The organism is Thermus oshimai DSM 12092 (assembly GCF_000373145.1).
Lineage (GTDB): Bacteria > Deinococcota > Deinococci > Deinococcales > Thermaceae > Thermus > Thermus oshimai.
Map to the genome: position 1 here is coordinate 222,899 of NZ_KB890614.1, position 16,228 is coordinate 239,126.

The 16,228-nt window shown below is 70.3% G+C and carries 18 protein-coding genes; 10 read left to right on the top strand and 8 right to left on the bottom strand.

The genetic code is table 11. The features are described from left to right. Nucleotides 1-9 precede the first annotated feature (9 nt). From B043_RS0106820 to B043_RS0106865, 10 genes are all read left to right on the top strand, one after another. Nucleotides 10-243 (top strand): glutaredoxin family protein, encoded by a 234-nt coding sequence (locus B043_RS0106820; RefSeq protein WP_016329799.1) that lies wholly within the window; start codon nucleotides 10-12, stop codon nucleotides 241-243. A gap of 15 nt (nucleotides 244-258) precedes the next feature. Further along, nucleotides 259-1,095, top strand: coding sequence for a prolipoprotein diacylglyceryl transferase (gene lgt / locus B043_RS0106825; protein ID WP_155987410.1), 837 nt, complete (start codon nucleotides 259-261; stop codon nucleotides 1,093-1,095). Nucleotides 1,096-1,102: 7 nt separating this feature from the next. Then, nucleotides 1,103-2,464, top strand: a complete 1,362-nt coding sequence (glmU, locus tag B043_RS0106830) for a bifunctional UDP-N-acetylglucosamine diphosphorylase/glucosamine-1-phosphate N-acetyltransferase GlmU (protein ID WP_018461405.1) — start codon at nucleotides 1,103-1,105, stop codon at nucleotides 2,462-2,464. Nucleotides 2,465-2,525: 61 nt separating this feature from the next. Then, nucleotides 2,526-2,750: a TatA/E family twin arginine-targeting protein translocase gene (locus tag B043_RS0106835; protein ID WP_016329796.1), complete on the top strand. Its 225-nt coding sequence runs from the start codon at nucleotides 2,526-2,528 to the stop codon at nucleotides 2,748-2,750. Continuing rightward, the gene (gene tatC, locus B043_RS0106840; RefSeq protein WP_016329795.1) at nucleotides 2,747-3,490 is read left to right on the top strand and encodes a twin-arginine translocase subunit TatC; all 744 of its coding nucleotides are present in this window, start codon (nucleotides 2,747-2,749) and stop codon (nucleotides 3,488-3,490) included. Before B043_RS0106835 ends, tatC begins: the two co-directional genes overlap by 4 nt. Nucleotides 3,491-3,523: 33 nt before the next feature. After that, nucleotides 3,524-4,585, top strand: a complete 1,062-nt coding sequence (locus B043_RS0106845) for a bifunctional 3-deoxy-7-phosphoheptulonate synthase/chorismate mutase (protein ID WP_018461406.1) — start codon at nucleotides 3,524-3,526, stop codon at nucleotides 4,583-4,585. Further along, nucleotides 4,585-5,529, top strand: coding sequence for a 4Fe-4S dicluster domain-containing protein (locus tag B043_RS0106850; RefSeq protein WP_016329793.1), 945 nt, complete (start codon nucleotides 4,585-4,587; stop codon nucleotides 5,527-5,529). The genes B043_RS0106845 and B043_RS0106850 overlap by 1 nt, the downstream gene beginning before the upstream one ends. Nucleotides 5,530-5,553: 24 nt before the next feature. Continuing rightward, the gene (locus B043_RS0106855; RefSeq protein ID WP_018461407.1) at nucleotides 5,554-7,191 is read left to right on the top strand and encodes an FAD-binding dehydrogenase; all 1,638 of its coding nucleotides are present in this window, start codon (nucleotides 5,554-5,556) and stop codon (nucleotides 7,189-7,191) included. 4 nt (nucleotides 7,192-7,195) lie between these two features. After that, nucleotides 7,196-7,588: a methylmalonyl-CoA epimerase gene (mce, locus tag B043_RS0106860; protein WP_016329791.1), complete on the top strand. Its 393-nt coding sequence runs from the start codon at nucleotides 7,196-7,198 to the stop codon at nucleotides 7,586-7,588. A gap of 32 nt (nucleotides 7,589-7,620) precedes the next feature. Continuing rightward, on the top strand, nucleotides 7,621-7,947 hold the full coding sequence (locus tag B043_RS0106865; RefSeq protein ID WP_144033150.1) for a VanZ family protein: 327 nt from the start codon (nucleotides 7,621-7,623) through the stop codon (nucleotides 7,945-7,947). Here the strand turns inward: B043_RS0106865 and B043_RS0106870 are convergent. The 8 genes from B043_RS0106870 to B043_RS0106905 form a co-directional block, all read right to left on the bottom strand. Further along, complete coding sequence (locus B043_RS0106870) at nucleotides 7,868-8,551, bottom strand: SDR family NAD(P)-dependent oxidoreductase (protein ID WP_018461408.1); 684 nt, start codon at nucleotides 8,549-8,551, stop codon at nucleotides 7,868-7,870. The two genes, B043_RS0106865 and B043_RS0106870, sit on opposite strands and share 80 nt — an antisense overlap. 3 nt (nucleotides 8,552-8,554) lie before the next feature. Continuing rightward, the gene (locus B043_RS0106875) at nucleotides 8,555-9,538 is read right to left on the bottom strand and encodes a hypothetical protein (protein WP_018461409.1); all 984 of its coding nucleotides are present in this window, start codon (nucleotides 9,536-9,538) and stop codon (nucleotides 8,555-8,557) included. Further along, the gene (locus B043_RS0106880; RefSeq protein ID WP_018461410.1) at nucleotides 9,535-12,012 is read right to left on the bottom strand and encodes an LPS-assembly protein LptD; all 2,478 of its coding nucleotides are present in this window, start codon (nucleotides 12,010-12,012) and stop codon (nucleotides 9,535-9,537) included. Before B043_RS0106880 ends, B043_RS0106875 begins: the two co-directional genes overlap by 4 nt. Then, nucleotides 12,009-13,049: an LptF/LptG family permease gene (locus B043_RS0106885; RefSeq protein WP_018461411.1), complete on the bottom strand. Its 1,041-nt coding sequence runs from the start codon at nucleotides 13,047-13,049 to the stop codon at nucleotides 12,009-12,011. The genes B043_RS0106880 and B043_RS0106885 overlap by 4 nt, the downstream gene beginning before the upstream one ends. Continuing rightward, nucleotides 13,046-14,056: an LptF/LptG family permease gene (locus B043_RS0106890; protein ID WP_018461412.1), complete on the bottom strand. Its 1,011-nt coding sequence runs from the start codon at nucleotides 14,054-14,056 to the stop codon at nucleotides 13,046-13,048. Before B043_RS0106890 ends, B043_RS0106885 begins: the two co-directional genes overlap by 4 nt. Before the next feature lie 92 nt (nucleotides 14,057-14,148). Continuing rightward, nucleotides 14,149-14,559 (bottom strand): hypothetical protein, encoded by a 411-nt coding sequence (locus B043_RS0106895; RefSeq protein WP_016329784.1) that lies wholly within the window; start codon nucleotides 14,557-14,559, stop codon nucleotides 14,149-14,151. A 239-nt stretch (nucleotides 14,560-14,798) separates the two neighbouring features. Then, the gene (locus B043_RS0106900) at nucleotides 14,799-15,833 is read right to left on the bottom strand and encodes an alcohol dehydrogenase family protein (RefSeq protein ID WP_016329783.1); all 1,035 of its coding nucleotides are present in this window, start codon (nucleotides 15,831-15,833) and stop codon (nucleotides 14,799-14,801) included. Then, nucleotides 15,830-16,222, bottom strand: a complete 393-nt coding sequence (locus B043_RS0106905; RefSeq protein ID WP_018461413.1) for an SCP2 sterol-binding domain-containing protein — start codon at nucleotides 16,220-16,222, stop codon at nucleotides 15,830-15,832. The genes B043_RS0106900 and B043_RS0106905 overlap by 4 nt, the downstream gene beginning before the upstream one ends. Nucleotides 16,223-16,228 lie beyond the last annotated feature (6 nt).

Below are 16,228 nucleotides of genomic sequence, written 5' to 3' on the forward strand. Positions count from 1 at the left end.
CTTTAGGGCGTGGAGCTGGTCTTCGTCACCCGGGAAGGGTGCGGGCTTTGCGAGAAGGCGGAGCGGGTCCTCTGGGCCCTGGGGGTGCCCTACGTGCGCCGGGACGTGGACAGCGATCCGGAGCTTTTCCGCCTCTACACCTTCCGGGTGCCCGTGCTCCTTTTGGGGGATGAGGTGCTGATGGAGGGCCTTTTTGACGAGAAGGCCCTTTGGGAAAAGATGAACACCCTTCTTGGAGGTTAGGCTGTGGACCCCACCATGATCCAGATCGGCCCCTTGCGCATCCAGTGGTACGGCTTTTTCCTCACCGTGGCCATCTTCGCCGCCTTTGAGCTGGCCAAGCGCCGCCTCAAGGCCTGGGGGCTGGACACGGAGCGCTTTGAGCACGTGGCCTTCTGGGCGGTGGTGTGGGGGGTGGTGGGGGCCCGGCTGGGCTACGTCCTCACCTCTCCTGGGCCCTTCCTGGAGAACCCGGCGGAGATCCTCTACATCTGGCACGGGGGGCTTTCCTTCCACGGGGCCGTTTTGGGCGGGGCCCTGGCCTTCCTCTACTTCCACAAGCGCAAGGGCTACCCCCTCTACCCCTACCTGGACGCGGCCACCCCGGGGGTGGCCCTGGGGATCATGGCGGGGCGGCTTGGCAACTTCATGAACGGCTCCGACACCGCAGGCCGCCTCACCACCCTCCCCATCGGCTTCACCTGGCCGGAAAGCGCCACGGGCTTCCCCGGGGTCTGCCCCGGCATTGACGACATCTCCCAGGTCTACCGGTGCACCGAGCTCCTCCGGGGCCCGGTGCACCTCACCCAGATCTACGGGGTGGGGGTGGGGCTCGTCCTCCTCTTCCTTTCCCTCTACTGGCTTAAAAAGAGGCCCTTCTACGGCTACGCCTTCTGGAACTTCCTCCTCTGGTACAGCGTCCTGCGCTCGATGCTGGAGGAGCCCTTCCGCCTGAACCCCCTCTGGCTTCCCGTCTACCGGAACGACGAGCTGGGGATTGGGCTCTTCACCGCCACCCAGATCGTGAGCATCCCCCTCATCCTCCTCTCCTGGTGGGCCCTCCGGCGCCTCGCCCGCCTGCGCCCTGAGGGATAATAGGGCCATGCACGCCCACGTGATCCTGGCCGCCGGGCAGGGGACGAGGATGAAGTCCCGCCTGCCCAAGGTTCTGCACCCCCTTCTGGGCCGGCCCATGCTGGCCTACGCGGTGGAGGCCGCCCTTGCCCTGGCCCCCGAGCGCCTGGTGGTGGTGGTGGGCCACGGGGGGGAAGCCGTGCGGGAGGCCCTAGAGGGCTACCCGGTGGTCTTTGCCGAGCAGAAGGAGCAGCTCGGCACTGCCCACGCCCTTTTGCAGGCAGAAGGAGCCTTGAAGGGCTTTTCCGGCCCCATCCTGGTGACCCAGGGGGACACCCCCCTCCTGGCCCCAGACACCCTAAGGGCCCTCCTCGCCGCCCTGAAGGAGGGGGCGGGGATGGCCCTCCTCACCGTGGAGCTTCCGGACCCCACGGGCTACGGGCGCATCCTGCGCGAGGGGGAGGAGGTCCTGGCCAACGTGGAGGAGAAGGACGCTTCCCCGGAGGTGAGGGCCATCCGGGAGGTGAACGCGGGGGCCTACGCTTTTGACCCCTTCCTCTTCCAGGCCCTGAGGGAGGTGCGGAACGAAAACGCCGCCCGCGAGTACTACCTCCCCGACCTCATCGCCATCTACCGGGCCCACGGGAAAAAGGTGGTGGCCGTGCGGGGAAGGGTGGAGGAGGCCCTAGGGGTGAACACCCGCTTGGAGCTTGCCCGGGTGGAGGAGCTCCTCCTGGACCGCCTCCGCCGGGAGTGGATGCTAAGGGGGGTGCGGATGCTCCTCCCAGAGACCATCTATTTGGAGCCCTCCGTGGAGCTCGCCCCCGACGTGACCCTGGGGCCGGGGGTGGTGCTTAAGGGGAAGACCCGGGTGGGGGAGGGGTGCGAGGTGGGGGCCTACAGCGTCCTGGAGGACACGGTCCTGGAGCCTGGGGCCCGGGTCCTCCCCCATAGCGTCCTCCAGGGGGCCCACCTGGAGGTGGGCGCGGACGCGGGGCCCTTCGCCCGGCTCCGCCCGGGGGCGGTGCTGAAGCGGGGAGCCCACGTGGGGAACTTCGTGGAGGTGAAGAACAGCGTCCTCCACGAGGGGGTGAAGGCGGGCCACCTGGCCTATTTGGGGGACGCGGAGGTGGGGGCGGGGGCCAACATCGGGGCCGGGGTCATCACCGCCAACTACGACGGGAAGCGGAAGCACCGCACGGAGATCGGAGAGGGGGCCTTCATCGGCTCCAACAGCGTCCTGGTGGCCCCGGTGCGCATCGGGCCTGGGGCCCTGGTGGGGGCGGGGAGCGTGGTCACGGAGGACGTGCCGGAGGATGCCCTGGCCCTTGCCCGCGCCCGGCAGCGGAACCTCTTGGGCTACGCCCGGAGGAAGCGGGAGGGGAGCTGAGTACCCCGCCAGCGTAAGGAGGGTTCACGTTCCCTTCAGCCCGGGTGGTAAACTGAGGGGCATGAACCTGGGCATGCCGGAAATCCTGGTGATCCTGGTGGTGGCCCTCCTCATCTTCGGGCCCAAGAAGCTCCCCGAGCTCGGGCGCTCCCTGGGGCAGAGCATCCGCGAGTTCCGGCGGGGGGCGCAGGAGATCCGCGAGGAGCTGGAGCGGAGCGTGGAGGTTAAGGAGGAGCCCAAGGCCAAGGCCCCTGAGGCCAAGCCCCAAGAGGAGCCCAAAGCTTGAAGGAAGCCCCCCTTGTAGAACACCTCGAGGAGCTCCGAGCCCGCCTCCTCTGGTCCCTCCTGGCCTGGGCGGTGATGACGGGCGTGGCCTGGACCTTTAGGGTCCCGCTTCTGGACTGGCTCAAGCGCCCCTTGGACCTGGCGGCCAAGCAGAACGGCATCCAGGTGAACCTCATCGTCCTGGACATCACCGAGCCCTTTTTGGTCTCCTTGAAGGTGGCCGCCTTTGGGGGGCTGGTCCTGGCCCTCCCCTTCATCGTCTACCAGGTCTGGGCCTTCATCGCCCCCGGGCTTTACGAGCACGAGAAACGCCTGGCGGCCCCCTTCCTCCTGGGGGCGGGCTTCAGCTTCGCCCTGGGGGCCCTCTTCGCCTACTACGGCTTCCTCCCCTTCGCCATCCCCTTTCTCCTGGGCTTCCTGGGGGACGTGGTGACCCCCCAGATCTCCATCGGCCGCTACATGGGCCAGGTGCTCATGATGATGACCGTCATGGGCCTGGTCTTTGAGATGCCGGTGGTGAGCTACCTCCTGGCGCGGCTCGGCCTTCTTTCCTCCAGCTTTTTGGCCCGGAACTGGCGCATCGCCGTGGTCCTCCTCCTCACCCTGGCCGCGGTCATCACCCCCACGGTGGACGTGGTGAGCCTCTCCATCGTCACCGGGCCCCTGCTCGTCCTCTACTGGCTGAGCGTCCTGGTGGCCCGGCTGGCGGAACGGGCCCGGCCCAAGGAGGAGGCCGCTTGACAGGGGAAGGGGCGCTTCCCCATAAAATAGCCCATGGACGAGCGCATCCAGGCCCTTAGGCGGGAGGTGGACCGGATCAACCGGGAGCTTTTGCGCCTCCTCTCGGAAAGGGGCAGGCTGGTGCAGGAGATCGGCCGCATCCAGACGGAGCTGGGCCTGCCCCACTACGACCCCAAGCGGGAGGAGGAGATGCTTTCCTACCTCACCCGGGAAAACCCGGGGCCCTTTCCGGACGAGACCATCCGCAAGCTCTTCAAGGAGATCTTCAAGGCCAGCCTGGACCTGGAAGAACGGCAGGACCAGAAGAAGTTCCTCTACTCCCGGGCCCATAAGCCCGAGCCCACCCGGGTGGCGGTGAAGGGGGTGGTCTTCGGGGAACGGCCCCTCCTCATCGCCGGGCCCTGCTCCATTGAGTCCGAGGAGCAGATGATGGCCACCGCCCGTTTCCTCGCCGAACGGGGGGTGAAGGTCCTAAGGGGCGGGGCCTTCAAGCCCAGGACGAGCCCCTACGGCTTCCAGGGCCTCGGGGTGGAGGGCTTAAAGCTTGGGCGGAAGGCCGCGGACGCCTTCGGCATGGTCTTCGTCACCGAGGTCATGGACACCCGGGACGTGGAGGTGGTGGCGGAGTACGCGGACATCCTCCAGATCGGGGCCCGCAACATGCAGAACTTCGCCCTCCTCAAGGAGGTGGGCCGCGTGGGGAAGCCCGTCCTCCTCAAGCGGGGGCTTTCCGCCACCATGGAGGAGTGGTTTTACGCCGCGGAGTACATCCTCTCCCAGGGGAACGAAAAGGTGATCCTGGCCGAGCGGGGCATCCGCACCTTTGAGCGCTGGACCCGGAACACCTTAGACCTCTCCGCCGTGGCCCTGGCCAAGCAGGAAACCCACCTGCCGGTGGTGGTGGACGTGACCCACGCCGCGGGCCGCACCGACCTCCTCACCCCCCTGGCCCGGGCGGCCCTGGCCGTGGGGGCGGACGGGGTGCACGTGGAGGTCCACCCCAACCCCAAGGTGGCCCTTTCCGACAACCAGCAGCAGATGGACTTCGCCCAGTTTGAGGCCTTCCTCCAGGGGATCGCCGACCTCTTACGCTGATGGGCCTTTTGGATAACCTCCTGGACGCCTTCTTAAAGGCCACGGACCCCCGGCCCCGCTACACCGAGGGCCGCTGCCTCCTCTACAAGAACAGCGTGGGGGGGTGCGACCGGTGCTACCAGGCCTGCCCCAAGGGGGCGGTGCGCCTCGAGGGCTGGCGGGTGGAGCTGGACGAGGTCCTGTGCACGGGGTGCGGCCTCTGCACCGGGGTCTGCCCGGGGGTGGCCCTGGAGTACCCCTTGGGGGCCATCCAGGAGGCCTTGATCCGCGGGAAGGGGCAGCTCCGCTGTTCCAAGGCCGAGGGGAAGGGGGAGGAGGTGCTCTGCCTGGGCCGCCTCACCCCGGGGCTCCTCGCGGAGGCAGGAAGCCGCTTCGGGAAGCTGGTCCTCGCCCGGGGGGACTGCGCGGGGTGCAAGGTGGGGGGGCCTGGGGTGCCCGAGCACCTCGCGCGCATGGCGGAGGAGGCCCGGCGCTACTTCCCGGACCTGGAGGTGGAGGTGGTGGAGGGGGCCTTGCCAGGGGAGCCCGTGGGGCGGCGGGAGCTCTTCCGGGCCCTTTTGGGGAGCGCGCGGCGCACCGCCGCCGAGGTCCTCCCCGAGCTTCCCCTCCCCCAGGAGCCCGAGGAGAAGGGCCTGCCGGCTGAGCTCCGCCTGCGCCGGGCCGCGGCCCGGCGGGCGGAAGGGGTGCGCTGGCCCAAGGTGCGGGTGGAGGAGGGGTGCACCCTCTGCCCGGTGTGCACCAACGTCTGCCCCACGGAGGCCCTGAGGCGGGAGCGGGAAGGGGAGGAGTACGTGCTCTACCTCAAGGTGGAGGCCTGCACCGGCTGCGGGGCCTGCGTGGAGAGCTGCCCGCCCCAGGTGATGCGCCTGGAGGAGGCCTCCAAGGAGGAGGTCTTGCAGGAGCTCCCCCTCTTCCGGGGCCGTCCCCCCTGGTACGACCTCTAGGCTGGGCGTATTCTATCCCCAACCATGGACGCCGACCTGGTGGTGGTGGGGGGAGGCCTGGCGGGGCTGGTGGCCGCCACGGAGGTGGCCCGGAAGGGGAAGCGGGTCCTCCTCCTGGAGCAGGAGCCTTACCTGGGGGGTCAGGCCTTCTGGTCCTTCGGGGGGCTTTTCCTGGTGGACACCCCCGAGCAGCGCCGCCTGGGCATCCGCGATTCCGCGGAGCTCGCCCAGCAGGACTGGTTTGGGGCCGCGGGGTACGACCGCCCTGAGGACGAGTGGGGGCGGCTTCTGGCCCAGGCCTACATCCAGTTCGCCGCGGGGGAGATGCGGGCCTGGCTTTTCTCCTTGGGGGTGCGCTTCTTCCCCGTGGTGGGCTGGGCGGAGCGGGGCGGGGGGCTGGCCACGGGCCACGGCAACTCCGTGCCCCGCTTCCACATCGTCTGGGGGACGGGGCCGGGGCTTCTGGAGCCCTTTCTGCGCCGGGTGGAGGAGCTCAAGGAGCGGGGCCTCCTCCGGGTCCTCCTTCGCCACCGGGTGGAGGAGGTCCTGGTGGAGGGGGGGCGGGTGGTGGGGGTGGCGGGGGTGGTGCTGGAGGAAGACCCGAGGCCAAGGGGGGTGCCCACGAGCCGGAAGCCCGTGGGAGCCTTCCGCTTCCGCGCCCAGGCGGTCCTCCTGGCCACGGGGGGGATCGGGGCCAACCTGGACCTGGTGCGCCGCTTTTGGCCCGAGCGGGTGGGGCCCCCTCCAGGGCGCCTCCTTTCCGGGGTGCCCGACCACGTGGACGGCCAGGGGCTTCTCCTGGCCCAGCGGGCGGGGGCTAGGCTGGTGAACCTGGACCGCATGTGGCACTACCCCGAGGGGGTGGAGAACCACACCCCCCTCTGGACCCGCCACGGGATCCGCATCCTCCCCGGGCCCTCCCCCCTTTGGGTGGACGCCACCGGCCGGCGCCTGCCCCCGCCCCTCTTCCCGGGGTTTGATGCCCTGGAGACCCTGTGCTATCTGAGGGGAACGGGGTTTGACTGGAGCTGGTTCGTCCTGGACCTGCGCACCCTGAAGAGGGAGTTCGCCCTTTCCGGCTCGGAGCAGAACCCCGACCTCACCGGGCGGAGCTGGCCTTTGGTGTTGAAAAACCGCCTCCTGGGCCCCGCCGCCCCGGTCAAGGCCTTTCTCACGCGGGGGAAGGACTTCCTCTTGGCGGAGGACCTGTCCGAGCTCATGCGCAGGATGGACGCCCTGGCCCCCGGGGTCCTGGACCCCTCCCGCTTGGAGCGGGAGGTGAAGGCCCGGGACCGGGAGCTCCTAAACCCCTTCGCCAAGGACGCCCAGGTCCTGGCGGTTCACGCCTTCCGCCGCTACCTGGGGGACCGGCTTTTCCGGGTGGCCAAGCCCGCCCCCCTCCTAAAGGGGAGGGGGCCTTTGGTGGCGGTCCGGCTTTGGACCCTCACCCGCAAGACCCTAGGGGGCATCCAGACGGACCTCAAGGGCCGGGCCCTCACCCCTTCGGGGGCGCCCCTGGAGGGGCTTTTCGCCGCGGGGGAGGCCGCGGGGTTTGGCGGGGGGGCCTTCCACGGGTACAAGGCCCTGGAGGGGACCTTCCTGGGGGGGTGCCTCTTCACCGGCCTCCGGGCGGCCCAAGGGGTCCTGGAGGGGCTAGAATAGGCCCATGCGGCTGCACCACGTGGGCATCGCGGTGGAGGACCTCGAGGCGGCCAAGGCCCGCTACCTCCTCCTGGGCTTCCGGGTGGAGGCGGAAGGGGAGGTGGCGGCCCAGGGGGTGCGGGTGGCCATGCTCCGGGGGGAAGGGGAGGCCCTGCTGGAGCTCCTCGCCCCCCTAGGCCCGGAGACCCCCGTGGGCCGCTTCCTCGCCAAGCGGGGCCCCGGCCTCCACCACCTGGCCTTCGCCACCCCGGACATCGAGGGGGCCCTGGCCGCGCTTAGGGCCGCGGGGGCCCGGCCGGTGGACGAAACCCCCCGGCCGGGGTTTGGGGGGCACCGGGTGGCCTTCCTCCACCCCTCCTTTGCCCAGGGGGTCCTGTGGGAGCTGGTGGAGGGGTGAGGGGCCTTTTCCTGGGGCTCGCCCTCCTCTGGATGGGGGTCTTGTGGTGGCTTTCGGGCCAGCCCGCCACCGGGGCCGGCCTTCCCCACCCCTGGGACAAGGGGGCCCACTTCCTGGCCTACGCCCTTTTGGCCCTCCTTTGGCGCCTTGGCCTGGGGAGGTTTTGGGGGGCTTTCCTCCTGGCTTCGGGCTACGGGGTGGTGGACGAGTGGCACCAAAGCTTCGTCCCCGGGCGGGAGGCCTTCGGGTGGGACCTCCTGGCGGACGCCCTGGGGGCGGCTATAGGGGCGGGTAGACCGGGATCTCCAAAAACCGCCCTCCTTCCGCCCCCGCGGCCAGGACCAGGGCCTCGGCGATGAGGCCGGGGCGGATCCAGCGGCTGGGGTCGGCCTCGGGCATGGCCCGGCGGTTCTGTTCCGTGTCCAGGGTGCCCATGGGGTAGACCACCAGGAAGCGCACCCCCTCCACCTCCCCCTGGAGGGACTTGAGGAGGCTTGCCAGGGCGGTCTTGGCCATGGTGTAAAGGGCCCGGCCCGGGCCCACCCCCGTCCAGGCGGGCCCCGCGGCGATGGCCGCGAAGAAGCCCTCCCGCCTCGCCTCCATGTAGGGGAGGACGGCCTTCAGAAGGTTATAGGTGGTGCGGAGGTTGAGGTCCAAGAGCCAGTCGTAAAGCCCGGGGTCAGAGTCCAAAAAGCGCCCCGCCGCGAACCCCCCCACGGTGTGGACCACCCCGTAAAGGGGCCCTTCCCGTTCCGCGAACTGGGCTAGGGCCTGGGCCTCCTCCAGGCGGGTGAGGTCGGCCACGAAGGTCTTGGCCCCCACCGCCTCGGCCCGTTCCGCCATGCGCTCGAGGCGGGGGTCCGAGAGGAGGAGCCGGGCCCCGGCCCGGTGGAAGGCGGGGACCACCGCCCGGGCCAGGGCCCCTCCAGCGCCGGTGACCAGCACGGTCTTACCTTGGAGCATGCCTCATTCTACCGGGATGAGGGCCAGGGCCTTTGGGGAAAGCCCCAGGGTGGGGAAGGCCACCCGCTGGGGCGGGGAGGGGACGAGGTCGTAGACGGAAAGGGACCTCCCCGCCGCCAGGTACAGGTACCCGTCCTGGCCCACCAGGCCCGCCTGGAAAGGGGTAAAGGTTTCCTGGGGCCCGGAGTCCCGGGGCTCCAAAACCTGGAAGCCCCGGCCCAGGGCCACCAGCCCCGCCACCGGGTCCAGGGCCAGCCGGGCCTCCCCGGGGAAGTCCCCCAGGACCTTCCGGCTTTGCAGGGTTTCGTTTTGCAGGGTGTAGAGCCGCACCTCCGTGGCCGTGGGGCCGAGGCCCAAAAGCCGCCCCCGGCCCCCGTCCGCCTTGAGGTCCAGGGGGTCTCCTGAGAGGGGGGCGTCCAGGGGCTTTTCCAGGGCCGGGGTGCCGGAGGGGGCTTGGGCCGGCCGGTAGCCCATGGCCTCCCCCGTGAGGTAGGCCAGGAGGTCCTGCCCGCCTGCGGGGAGGAGGGCCAGACGGCTGGAGGGGGGAAGGCCGGTGAGGTCCGCTTCTTCTAAGGCGCTGGGGTCAGGGAGGGGGGAAAGGTAGGCCCTTCTCGCCCCAGGGCAGTGGGCGAGGAGGGCGTTTTGGCCCAGGCGCAGGTAGCCTTCGGTGCAGTCCGAGGGGAGGGGGAGGGTGGCGGTGGGGGTTTGGGGGACGGCGGTCAGGCTAAAGCCGGTGGCGTCGTAGGCCTCGAGGCGGTCCGGGAAGAGGAGGTAGAGCCTCCGGAAGGCCTGGCTGTAGGCCAGGTCCTGGAGGCCTGGCGCGCTCCAGGTGGCCACGGGGGAGGAGAGCCCCCGCTGGAGGTCTAGGGCGCGGTAAAAGGCCACCTGCCCCTCGCCCCCTGCCGCCAGGAGGGCCTCGAGGGCCGGCTCCTGGCTTCCGGTGCAGGCGGCAAGGAGGAGGGCGAGAAGCCAAAGGGTGCGCCTCATGGGGTTCCACCTCCCAGCTGGATGCCCTCCTCCGAGAGGAGCACCCCCGCGGCCTGCCCCCCGTAGAGGAAGGCCAGGCTCACACTCCCCTTGGCGGCGTCCGCGGTGAAGCGGAAGGCCCAGCAGCACCGGTCCAGGGTGACGATGAACCGGGGCTTGAGGGGGCTTCCCGGCAGGTCCTGGGTGAGGAGGGCGGAGAGGTGGAGCCTGGTGTTCTCCCGCCCCAGGAAGGTAAAGGTGGGGCCGAAGTTCCTCAAGGAGAGGGTGTACCCCTCGGGGCGGCTTGGGGCGCGGGCGTAGGAGAGCCCCCCCGAGAAGGCCAGGCCCGGCAGGCCCGGGCTTTCCCCTTCCGGGGGCGTGGGGCCCCAAAGCTCTGCCCCCCCGCTGAAGGTGAGGTCCTTGAGGTAGACCGCCTCGTCCCCCACCTCGGGCAGGTGCAGGTTGGCCTGGAGGCGGAAGCCCACCTCGGGGGCAAAGGCGGTGGCGGAAAGGCGCAGGTTGGTCCCCTTAAAGCCCCCTTCCGCCCGGCCGGAAAGGGCCGCCTCCCAGAGGGGCCCCGGGGCTGCCCCGGAGCGGAAGGTGAGGGCGTAGTTCAGCCGCAATGGGTCCAGGGCCAGCTGCAGGGCCAGGCTTTCCGGACCCCATAGGGCCTGGCCCTGGAGGGTGAGGGTGTCCTTGGCCCAGTCCCGCTGGGCCTGGAGGGCGTAGGCCTCCCGGCCTTCCCTCAGGTTGAGGCTTAGCGCGGTGGTGAGGGCCCCTTCCCCGTTCAGCCCGTGGCGGTGGGTGAGGTTCAGGCTCCCCCCGGGGAGGGCGTAGCCCCCTTGGAGGAGGAGGGGGTCAAAGAGGGCCTTGGCGTGGTCTAGGCGGAGGCCCAGCCGGAGGGAGAAGGGGTAGGGGGTGAGGCTTCCTTCCAGGCGGGTTTCCAGGGGGCCTTCGGTAAGCCCCCGCTTGTGGTAGAGGAGGAGGCCAAAGGCCCCCTCCTGGAGCCGGGCCTCCGCCTCCAGGGGCAGGTAGGCCCCCTTCTCCAGGTCCCGCCCCCCCTTCAGGGAGAGGCTGAGGGGCCTTTCCTGGAAGCCCAGGGCCAAGGTGGCCTGGTGGGTGCGCCTTGGGGGCAGGGCGTCAAAGCGAAAGGGGCTTTCCCCCTCCTGGACGCTCCTCAGGTAGCCCGCCTCGAGGCTGAAGCCCCCCAGGGTCTGGCGGAAGGAGGCCTGGGCCGTCCAGTCCACCTGGCGCTCGTACTCCCCATCGGGGTTTTGCGTGCTGTAGTAGAAGCCCCGGAAGCGGTTCTGCCCCCTCAAGGTGCCCCCGGGCCAGGGGGTGAGGGTGAGGCTTTCCTCGTGGGTGAGGAGGGCCCTGCCCGCCCCTGCGTAAGGCCCCAGGGCCCGGGCGGAGCGGTTTAGGGGGTTGGTCTCCGCCTTGTAGTAGCCGAGGAGGAGGCCCGCCTGCAGGCGGAAGGGGCCCTCCTGCAGGGGGGGGCTTTGCGCCTCCACTTCCGGAAGCCGCTTCAGCGTTCGCGGTGGGGGGGTGGCGGGGTCGTGGTCCAGGAAGCCTTCCAGGCGCAGGGCGTACCGCCAGTCCTGGGGGGTGGGGGCGCCCGGGAGGAGGGCTTCCAGGCGGAAGCGGGAGAGCTTCTCCCGGGTGTCGTCCCGCTCCAGGAGGGCGCTTAGGGCGAACTCCGGCCGCTTGAGCCCGTACTCCCCCCGGTACTGGAAGGTGTCGGGGGGGGTGTGGAGGAAGAAGTAGCGTTCCTTGGCCTCCCCCACCCCGAAGTGGTCCAGCCCGAACCCATAGCCCCGGCCCTGGTAGTACTGGAGGAGGGTGAAGCCCAGGCCCAGCTCGCTCGCGTAAGGAAGGGCAGCCTTCAGGTAAACCCCCCCCTCGTCCTGCCCCACCTCCAGCCGGGGGCTCCTTTCCGAGAGGAAGAGGAGGAGGACGGGCAGTTCCAGGATGGGGTTTTCCTGCCAAAGGAGGGTCACCTTTCGGGCCACCACCCGGTCCCCCGGGTAGAGGACCACCTCCTCCGCCCGGAAGGCGTAGTCCGGCACCGCTTGGCCGCACCCCGCGCAGGGGGTGGCGTACCCCTCCTGGAGGAGGATGGCCCCCGCGGCCCGCTGGCAGAGGGGCCCCGTGAGGAGGAGGCCCCGGGCCTCTATGCGCACCTCCAGGGCGTCAAAGGACTCGTCCCCTAGGTCCAGCTGGAGCTCCTCCGCCTCTATGGTCCGCCCCTCCCGGTCCCGGTAACGCACCCCCTCCATCAGGTAAAGCTTCCGCCGGGTGCGGTTGTAGACCACCCGCTTGGCCTCAATCGCCTCTCCCTCCCGCTCCAGGCGCACGGGGTTCCCCACCAGGACGTAGACCTCCTCTTCCCCCTCCGCTCTTAGCTCCAGCCTCTCCGCCTCCAGCACCTTCAGCACCCGCCCCTCCTGGGCCAAGGCGGGGTAGAGGAGGAAGAGGAGGAGGAGGAGGGCCCTCACCGCTTACCCCCCAGGAAGAGGAGTAGCCCCAGGAGGCCGAAGAGGAGGTTCGGCCCCCAGGCGGCGAGAACGGGGCTTAGGGCGTTCTGCTCCCCCATGATGCGGGCCACGCTCCAGGTGGCGTAGTAGAGGAAGGTGAGGACCGCCACCCCCACGAACCCCAGGCTCCGGGAGCCCGAGAGGAGGAAGAAGGCGAGCCCCACGGCGAAGAGGGCGAAGACGGGGCTGGCGAAGGGCTCGGCGTAGCGGCGGTAATAGGTGGTGGCCTCGAGGCCCACTCTAAGCCCCAGGGCCCTAAGGCGCTCCACCTCCTTCCTAAGCTCGGGGAGGGGCATGCGGTTTGCGGGGTTGGGCCAGGGGTCGAAGGTGAGGTCCTTGAGGACGAGCTCCCCCTTTTGGAAGCGGGCCAGGGTCCTGGGCCTCGCCCCCTCGTAGGTGACCCTCAGGCCCTCCTCCACCTCCAAAACCCCCGCCCGAAGCCGCCCCCGTTCCGCTAGAAGGACCTCCCCTGCGGAGAGGACCCTAAGGGCCCCGATCCCTTCCCCCACCTTCCCCACGTAGACCACCCGCCCCCGGGCGTCCTGGAAGGTGGCCCCCGGGGTGAGGAGGGCCCGGGGGCGTTCCAGCACCGTGCGCCTCAAGAGGTCCTGCCCCTCCGCCAGGGCCCTCGGCACCAGGCTTTCCCCTAAGGCGAAGCCTAGGAGGGCCAGGACGAGCCCAAACCCTAGGAAGGGGAGGAGGACCCGCCCCCGGGGCACCCCCAGGGCCAGGAGGGCCTTGAGCTCCCCGTCCTCCGCCAGGCGGAAGAGGAGGAGCAAAAGGGCGAAGAGGTAGGCCACCGGCGCCCCCCGCACCAGGGCCTCGGGGGTGCGGTAGGCCAGGTAGAGGAGGACCGCCTTGGGGTCCGCCCCCTTGGCCACCAGGGGGGCCAGGACCTCGTACACCGCCCCCGCCAGGAAGAGGAGGACGATGGCGGAAAGGCCCCCTAGGAAGGGGGGGAGGACTTCCCGGAGGAGGTAGCGGTCCAGGGTCTTCACCTGAGCCTCCAGAGGAGGAAGGCCCCTAGGGCCCCATAGGCCAGGTTGGGCAGGAAGGCCAGGAGGGGGTTCACGTCGTAGCGGGCGAGCTGGGCGGTAAGGGTCCAGAAGACGTAGTAGCCGAAGATGAGGAGGACCACCCCGAGCACCGCCCAGGCGGCCTCCCGCAGGGAGAGGCCGAGGCCCGCGGCCACGAGCCCCAGGAAGAGGCCCCCCAGGGCGTCCGAAAGGCGGCGGTAGAGGGCGAACCGGGCCCCGGATTCCACCTCTGCCCGGGCCAGGAGCTCCCTTAAGGTGCTGGTGTCGTAGGGGTCGCGGGAGCCTAGGCTCTCCTTGGGCTGGAAGTGGGTGGGGAAGGGGAGGACCCCAAAGAAGGGCTTGGGCTTCCCCCCCTCCAGCACGTAGCCCTTAAGGCGCCACCCCCTTTCGTCCCAGACCCCCTCCTCGGCGCTGTAGATCCGCCCCTCTTCGTCCACCACCCGCACCCCCAAGAGCCGGTTCGCCCTCTCCCCCGGCCAGACCTCCTCCGCGTAGTAGACCCCAAGGCCAGGGGGGGCGTAGACCTGCTTCCGGAGCACCGCCACCGCCCCCCCTTCCCCGTAGAGGAGGCGGCCCAGGAGGGCATCGTAGGCGGAAAGGGCCCTGGGCCGGACCTCGGCCAGGTTGTAGAGGTTCGCCAGGCTCACCAGAAGGGCCAGGCCCAATAGGGGCTTGAGGAGGGCCAAGGGGGGCACCCCCCCCGCGTAGGCCGCTTTGAGCTCGGAGGAGCGGATGAGGCGGGCCAGGCCTATGAGGAGGGCGAAGACCAGGGCCAGGGGCAGGGCCAGGCTTAAGGTCCAGGGCAGGCGGTAGAGGACGAGGAGGGCGATCTCCCGCACCCCCACCCCCCGGGCCAGGAGGAAGCCGGAGAGGCTGGAAAGGAGGTCCAGGGTGAGGAGGGCCACGAAGAGGAAGACCCCCACCAGGTAGGGCAGGAGGACTTCCTTAAGGAGGTAGCGCCCCAGCACCAGGCCAAGTATACGGACCCAGGATGAGAAAGGCTAAGGGCCTCCGGCCCTAGGGGGGAAGATCGGCCGGGCCCCGAGCCTTTTGGGGGCGCTTAAGCGGGGGCCATGACGTGGATCACGGGGAGGCCAAAGCGTTCGGCCTGGGTGTGCACGTCCAGCCGGAGCCAGCGGGAAAGCCCCGGGGGCAGGGTGGAGAGCACGATGGCCTGGTAGGCCCCGGGGTGGGCGGCAAGCTCCTCCTCCAGGGCCAAAAGGGGGGAGATGTCCCCCGCCTTGGCCTCCTCTATGGGGATCCCCTGGGCCTTAAGGGCCTCCTTTGCCGCCCTGGCCTCTTCCTCCGCCCGCCGGCGCACCTCCCCTTCGTCGTACACCCAGCCTGAAGGAGGCCTCGCGGGCACCAGGAGGACAAAGCGGGCCTCGGGGTCCTTCTCCAGGATCTCCCGGAGCTTGGCCGCCAGGGCCGGGCTTTTGGCCGTGCGGTGGGCCACCACCAGGTAGCGCATGGCGCACCTCCTTTTCCCCAGGCTAAGGGCGGGGAGGGGGGCCGAGGGGAAAGGGGCTCACGATTTCCCCAGATTGGATACCAAAAACCCCCAACCCACCCCGCCCAAGCCCCTTGCCCAAGGCTTTTGCTGCATAGCACTTTACATACGGGCAAAGGGCGGTATAATGAAGAAGTCAAGCCTGGAAAGAACCGGCTCCGTGGGGAAGGCCCCAGGGTCTGATGGGGTTTTGGGGGTGCTCAGGGTACCAGGGCCACCTTGGTGGCCTGCCGCTCGTGGAAGAGCCGGTACCCCTCCGGGGCCTCGGAGAGGGGCAGGCGGTGGCTGAAGACGAAGCTCCCCTTGAGCCGCCCCACCCGCTGGAGGGCCAGGACCTCCCCGATGTACCGGGGCACGTTGGCCAGGGCGCTCCTTAGGGTGAGGCCCCGGCTGAAGGCGGCAAGCCAGGGGTAGTCCAGCTTTTCCGCGGTGGGCACCCCCAGGCTGGAGACCACCCCCCCGGGGGCGGCCAGCTTCAAGGCGGTCTTTAGGGCCTCCCCATCCCCCCCCACGGCCTCCACCACCAGCTCCGCCCCGAGCCCCTCCGTGGCCCGGCGCACCTGGGCGATGGGGTCCTGGGCCTTGGGGTTCAGGGGGAGGCTCCCCAGGGCCCTGGCCTTTTCCAGGCGGGTTTCTTCCGGATCTATGGCGAAGACCATCCCCGCCCCCAGGGCGTGGGCCACCGCCTGGGCCAAAAGCCCCACCGGCCCCGAGCCCACCACGGCCACGCTCATCCCCGGGGTGAGGAAGGGCCGCACCCCCCCGTAGGCGGTGGTGAGGATGTCCCCCGCCAGGATGGCCTCCTCCGCGGGGAGGTCCCCGATGGGGAAGAGGCTGGTGCGGGCGAAGGGCACCCGCACCCGCTCCGCCTGGGCCCCCGGGAGGTTGCCCAGGGCCAGGCCGAAGCCGTAGACCCCTCCCCTCAGGCAGGCGAAGAACTGCCCCCGGCGGCAGGCCGGGCAGTCCCCGCAGGCCACCTGGAAGCTCCCCACCACCCGCTCCCCCAGGGCGAAGGGGACCAGGGGGCCTTTTTCCACGATCCGCCCCACGAACTCGTGCCCCAGGACCGTGCCCGGCAGGACCCCCGCGATCTTGCCGTGGTAGATGTGCAGGTCCGAGCCGCAGATGGCGGCCAGCTCCACCTCCACGATGGCGTCGGTGTCCTCCTGGAGGCGGGGCTCCTCCACCTCCTCCACCGCCACCTGGAAGGGGCCCTGGTAGACCACGGCCTTCATGCCACCTCCCGGGCCACCCGGACCAGCTCCTGCGCGGCCTGGGCGTAGGGGGCCAGGGCGGCGATGGAGCCCCGCTTGAGCTCCAAAAGTCCCCGCATGAGGGCGGTGAGGGGCTCGAGGCGCCCCTCCAGCACCTCCTGCCAGGTGGCCAGGTCGGCCTCGATGACGAAGTCCGCCTCCGCCTCCCCCTCCACCACCCTCACCCCCCGGCAGGCCCCGTGCCAGAGGTCCAGGACCACGGCCACCCCCTGGGGAAACCCCGCCTGGGGGTCCGGGCGCACCGCCAGGGCCAGGGACCCCTCCCAGGTGCTGGCCGCCTTCTGGTAGGCCTCGCTCTCGTTCAGCTTCTGGCAGTAGGCCTGGGCCCACGCTTCCCCGAAAAGCTGCATGGCTTC

Excerpts from the sequence above, each read along its gene's own strand:
- lgt (WP_155987410.1), top strand. The coding sequence starts at position 259 with ATGATCCAGATCGGCCCCTTGCGCATCCAGTGGTACGGCTTTTTCCTC.
- glmU (WP_018461405.1), top strand. The coding sequence starts at position 1,103 with ATGCACGCCCACGTGATCCTGGCCGCCGGGCAGGGGACGAGGATGAAG.
- B043_RS0106835 (WP_016329796.1), top strand. The coding sequence starts at position 2,526 with ATGAACCTGGGCATGCCGGAAATCCTGGTGATCCTGGTGGTGGCCCTC.
- B043_RS0106845 (WP_018461406.1), top strand. The coding sequence starts at position 3,524 with ATGGACGAGCGCATCCAGGCCCTTAGGCGGGAGGTGGACCGGATCAAC.
- B043_RS0106850 (WP_016329793.1), top strand. The coding sequence starts at position 4,585 with ATGGGCCTTTTGGATAACCTCCTGGACGCCTTCTTAAAGGCCACGGAC.
- B043_RS0106855 (WP_018461407.1), top strand. The coding sequence starts at position 5,554 with ATGGACGCCGACCTGGTGGTGGTGGGGGGAGGCCTGGCGGGGCTGGTG.
- mce (WP_016329791.1), top strand. The coding sequence starts at position 7,196 with ATGCGGCTGCACCACGTGGGCATCGCGGTGGAGGACCTCGAGGCGGCC.
- B043_RS0106865 (WP_144033150.1), top strand. The coding sequence starts at position 7,621 with ATGGGGGTCTTGTGGTGGCTTTCGGGCCAGCCCGCCACCGGGGCCGGC.
- B043_RS0106870 (WP_018461408.1), bottom strand. The coding sequence starts at position 8,551 with ATGCTCCAAGGTAAGACCGTGCTGGTCACCGGCGCTGGAGGGGCCCTG.
- B043_RS0106875 (WP_018461409.1), bottom strand. The coding sequence starts at position 9,538 with ATGAGGCGCACCCTTTGGCTTCTCGCCCTCCTCCTTGCCGCCTGCACC.
- B043_RS0106895 (WP_016329784.1), bottom strand. The coding sequence starts at position 14,559 with ATGCGCTACCTGGTGGTGGCCCACCGCACGGCCAAAAGCCCGGCCCTG.
- B043_RS0106900 (WP_016329783.1), bottom strand. The coding sequence starts at position 15,833 with ATGAAGGCCGTGGTCTACCAGGGCCCCTTCCAGGTGGCGGTGGAGGAG.
- B043_RS0106905 (WP_018461413.1), bottom strand. The coding sequence starts at position 16,222 with ATGCAGCTTTTCGGGGAAGCGTGGGCCCAGGCCTACTGCCAGAAGCTG.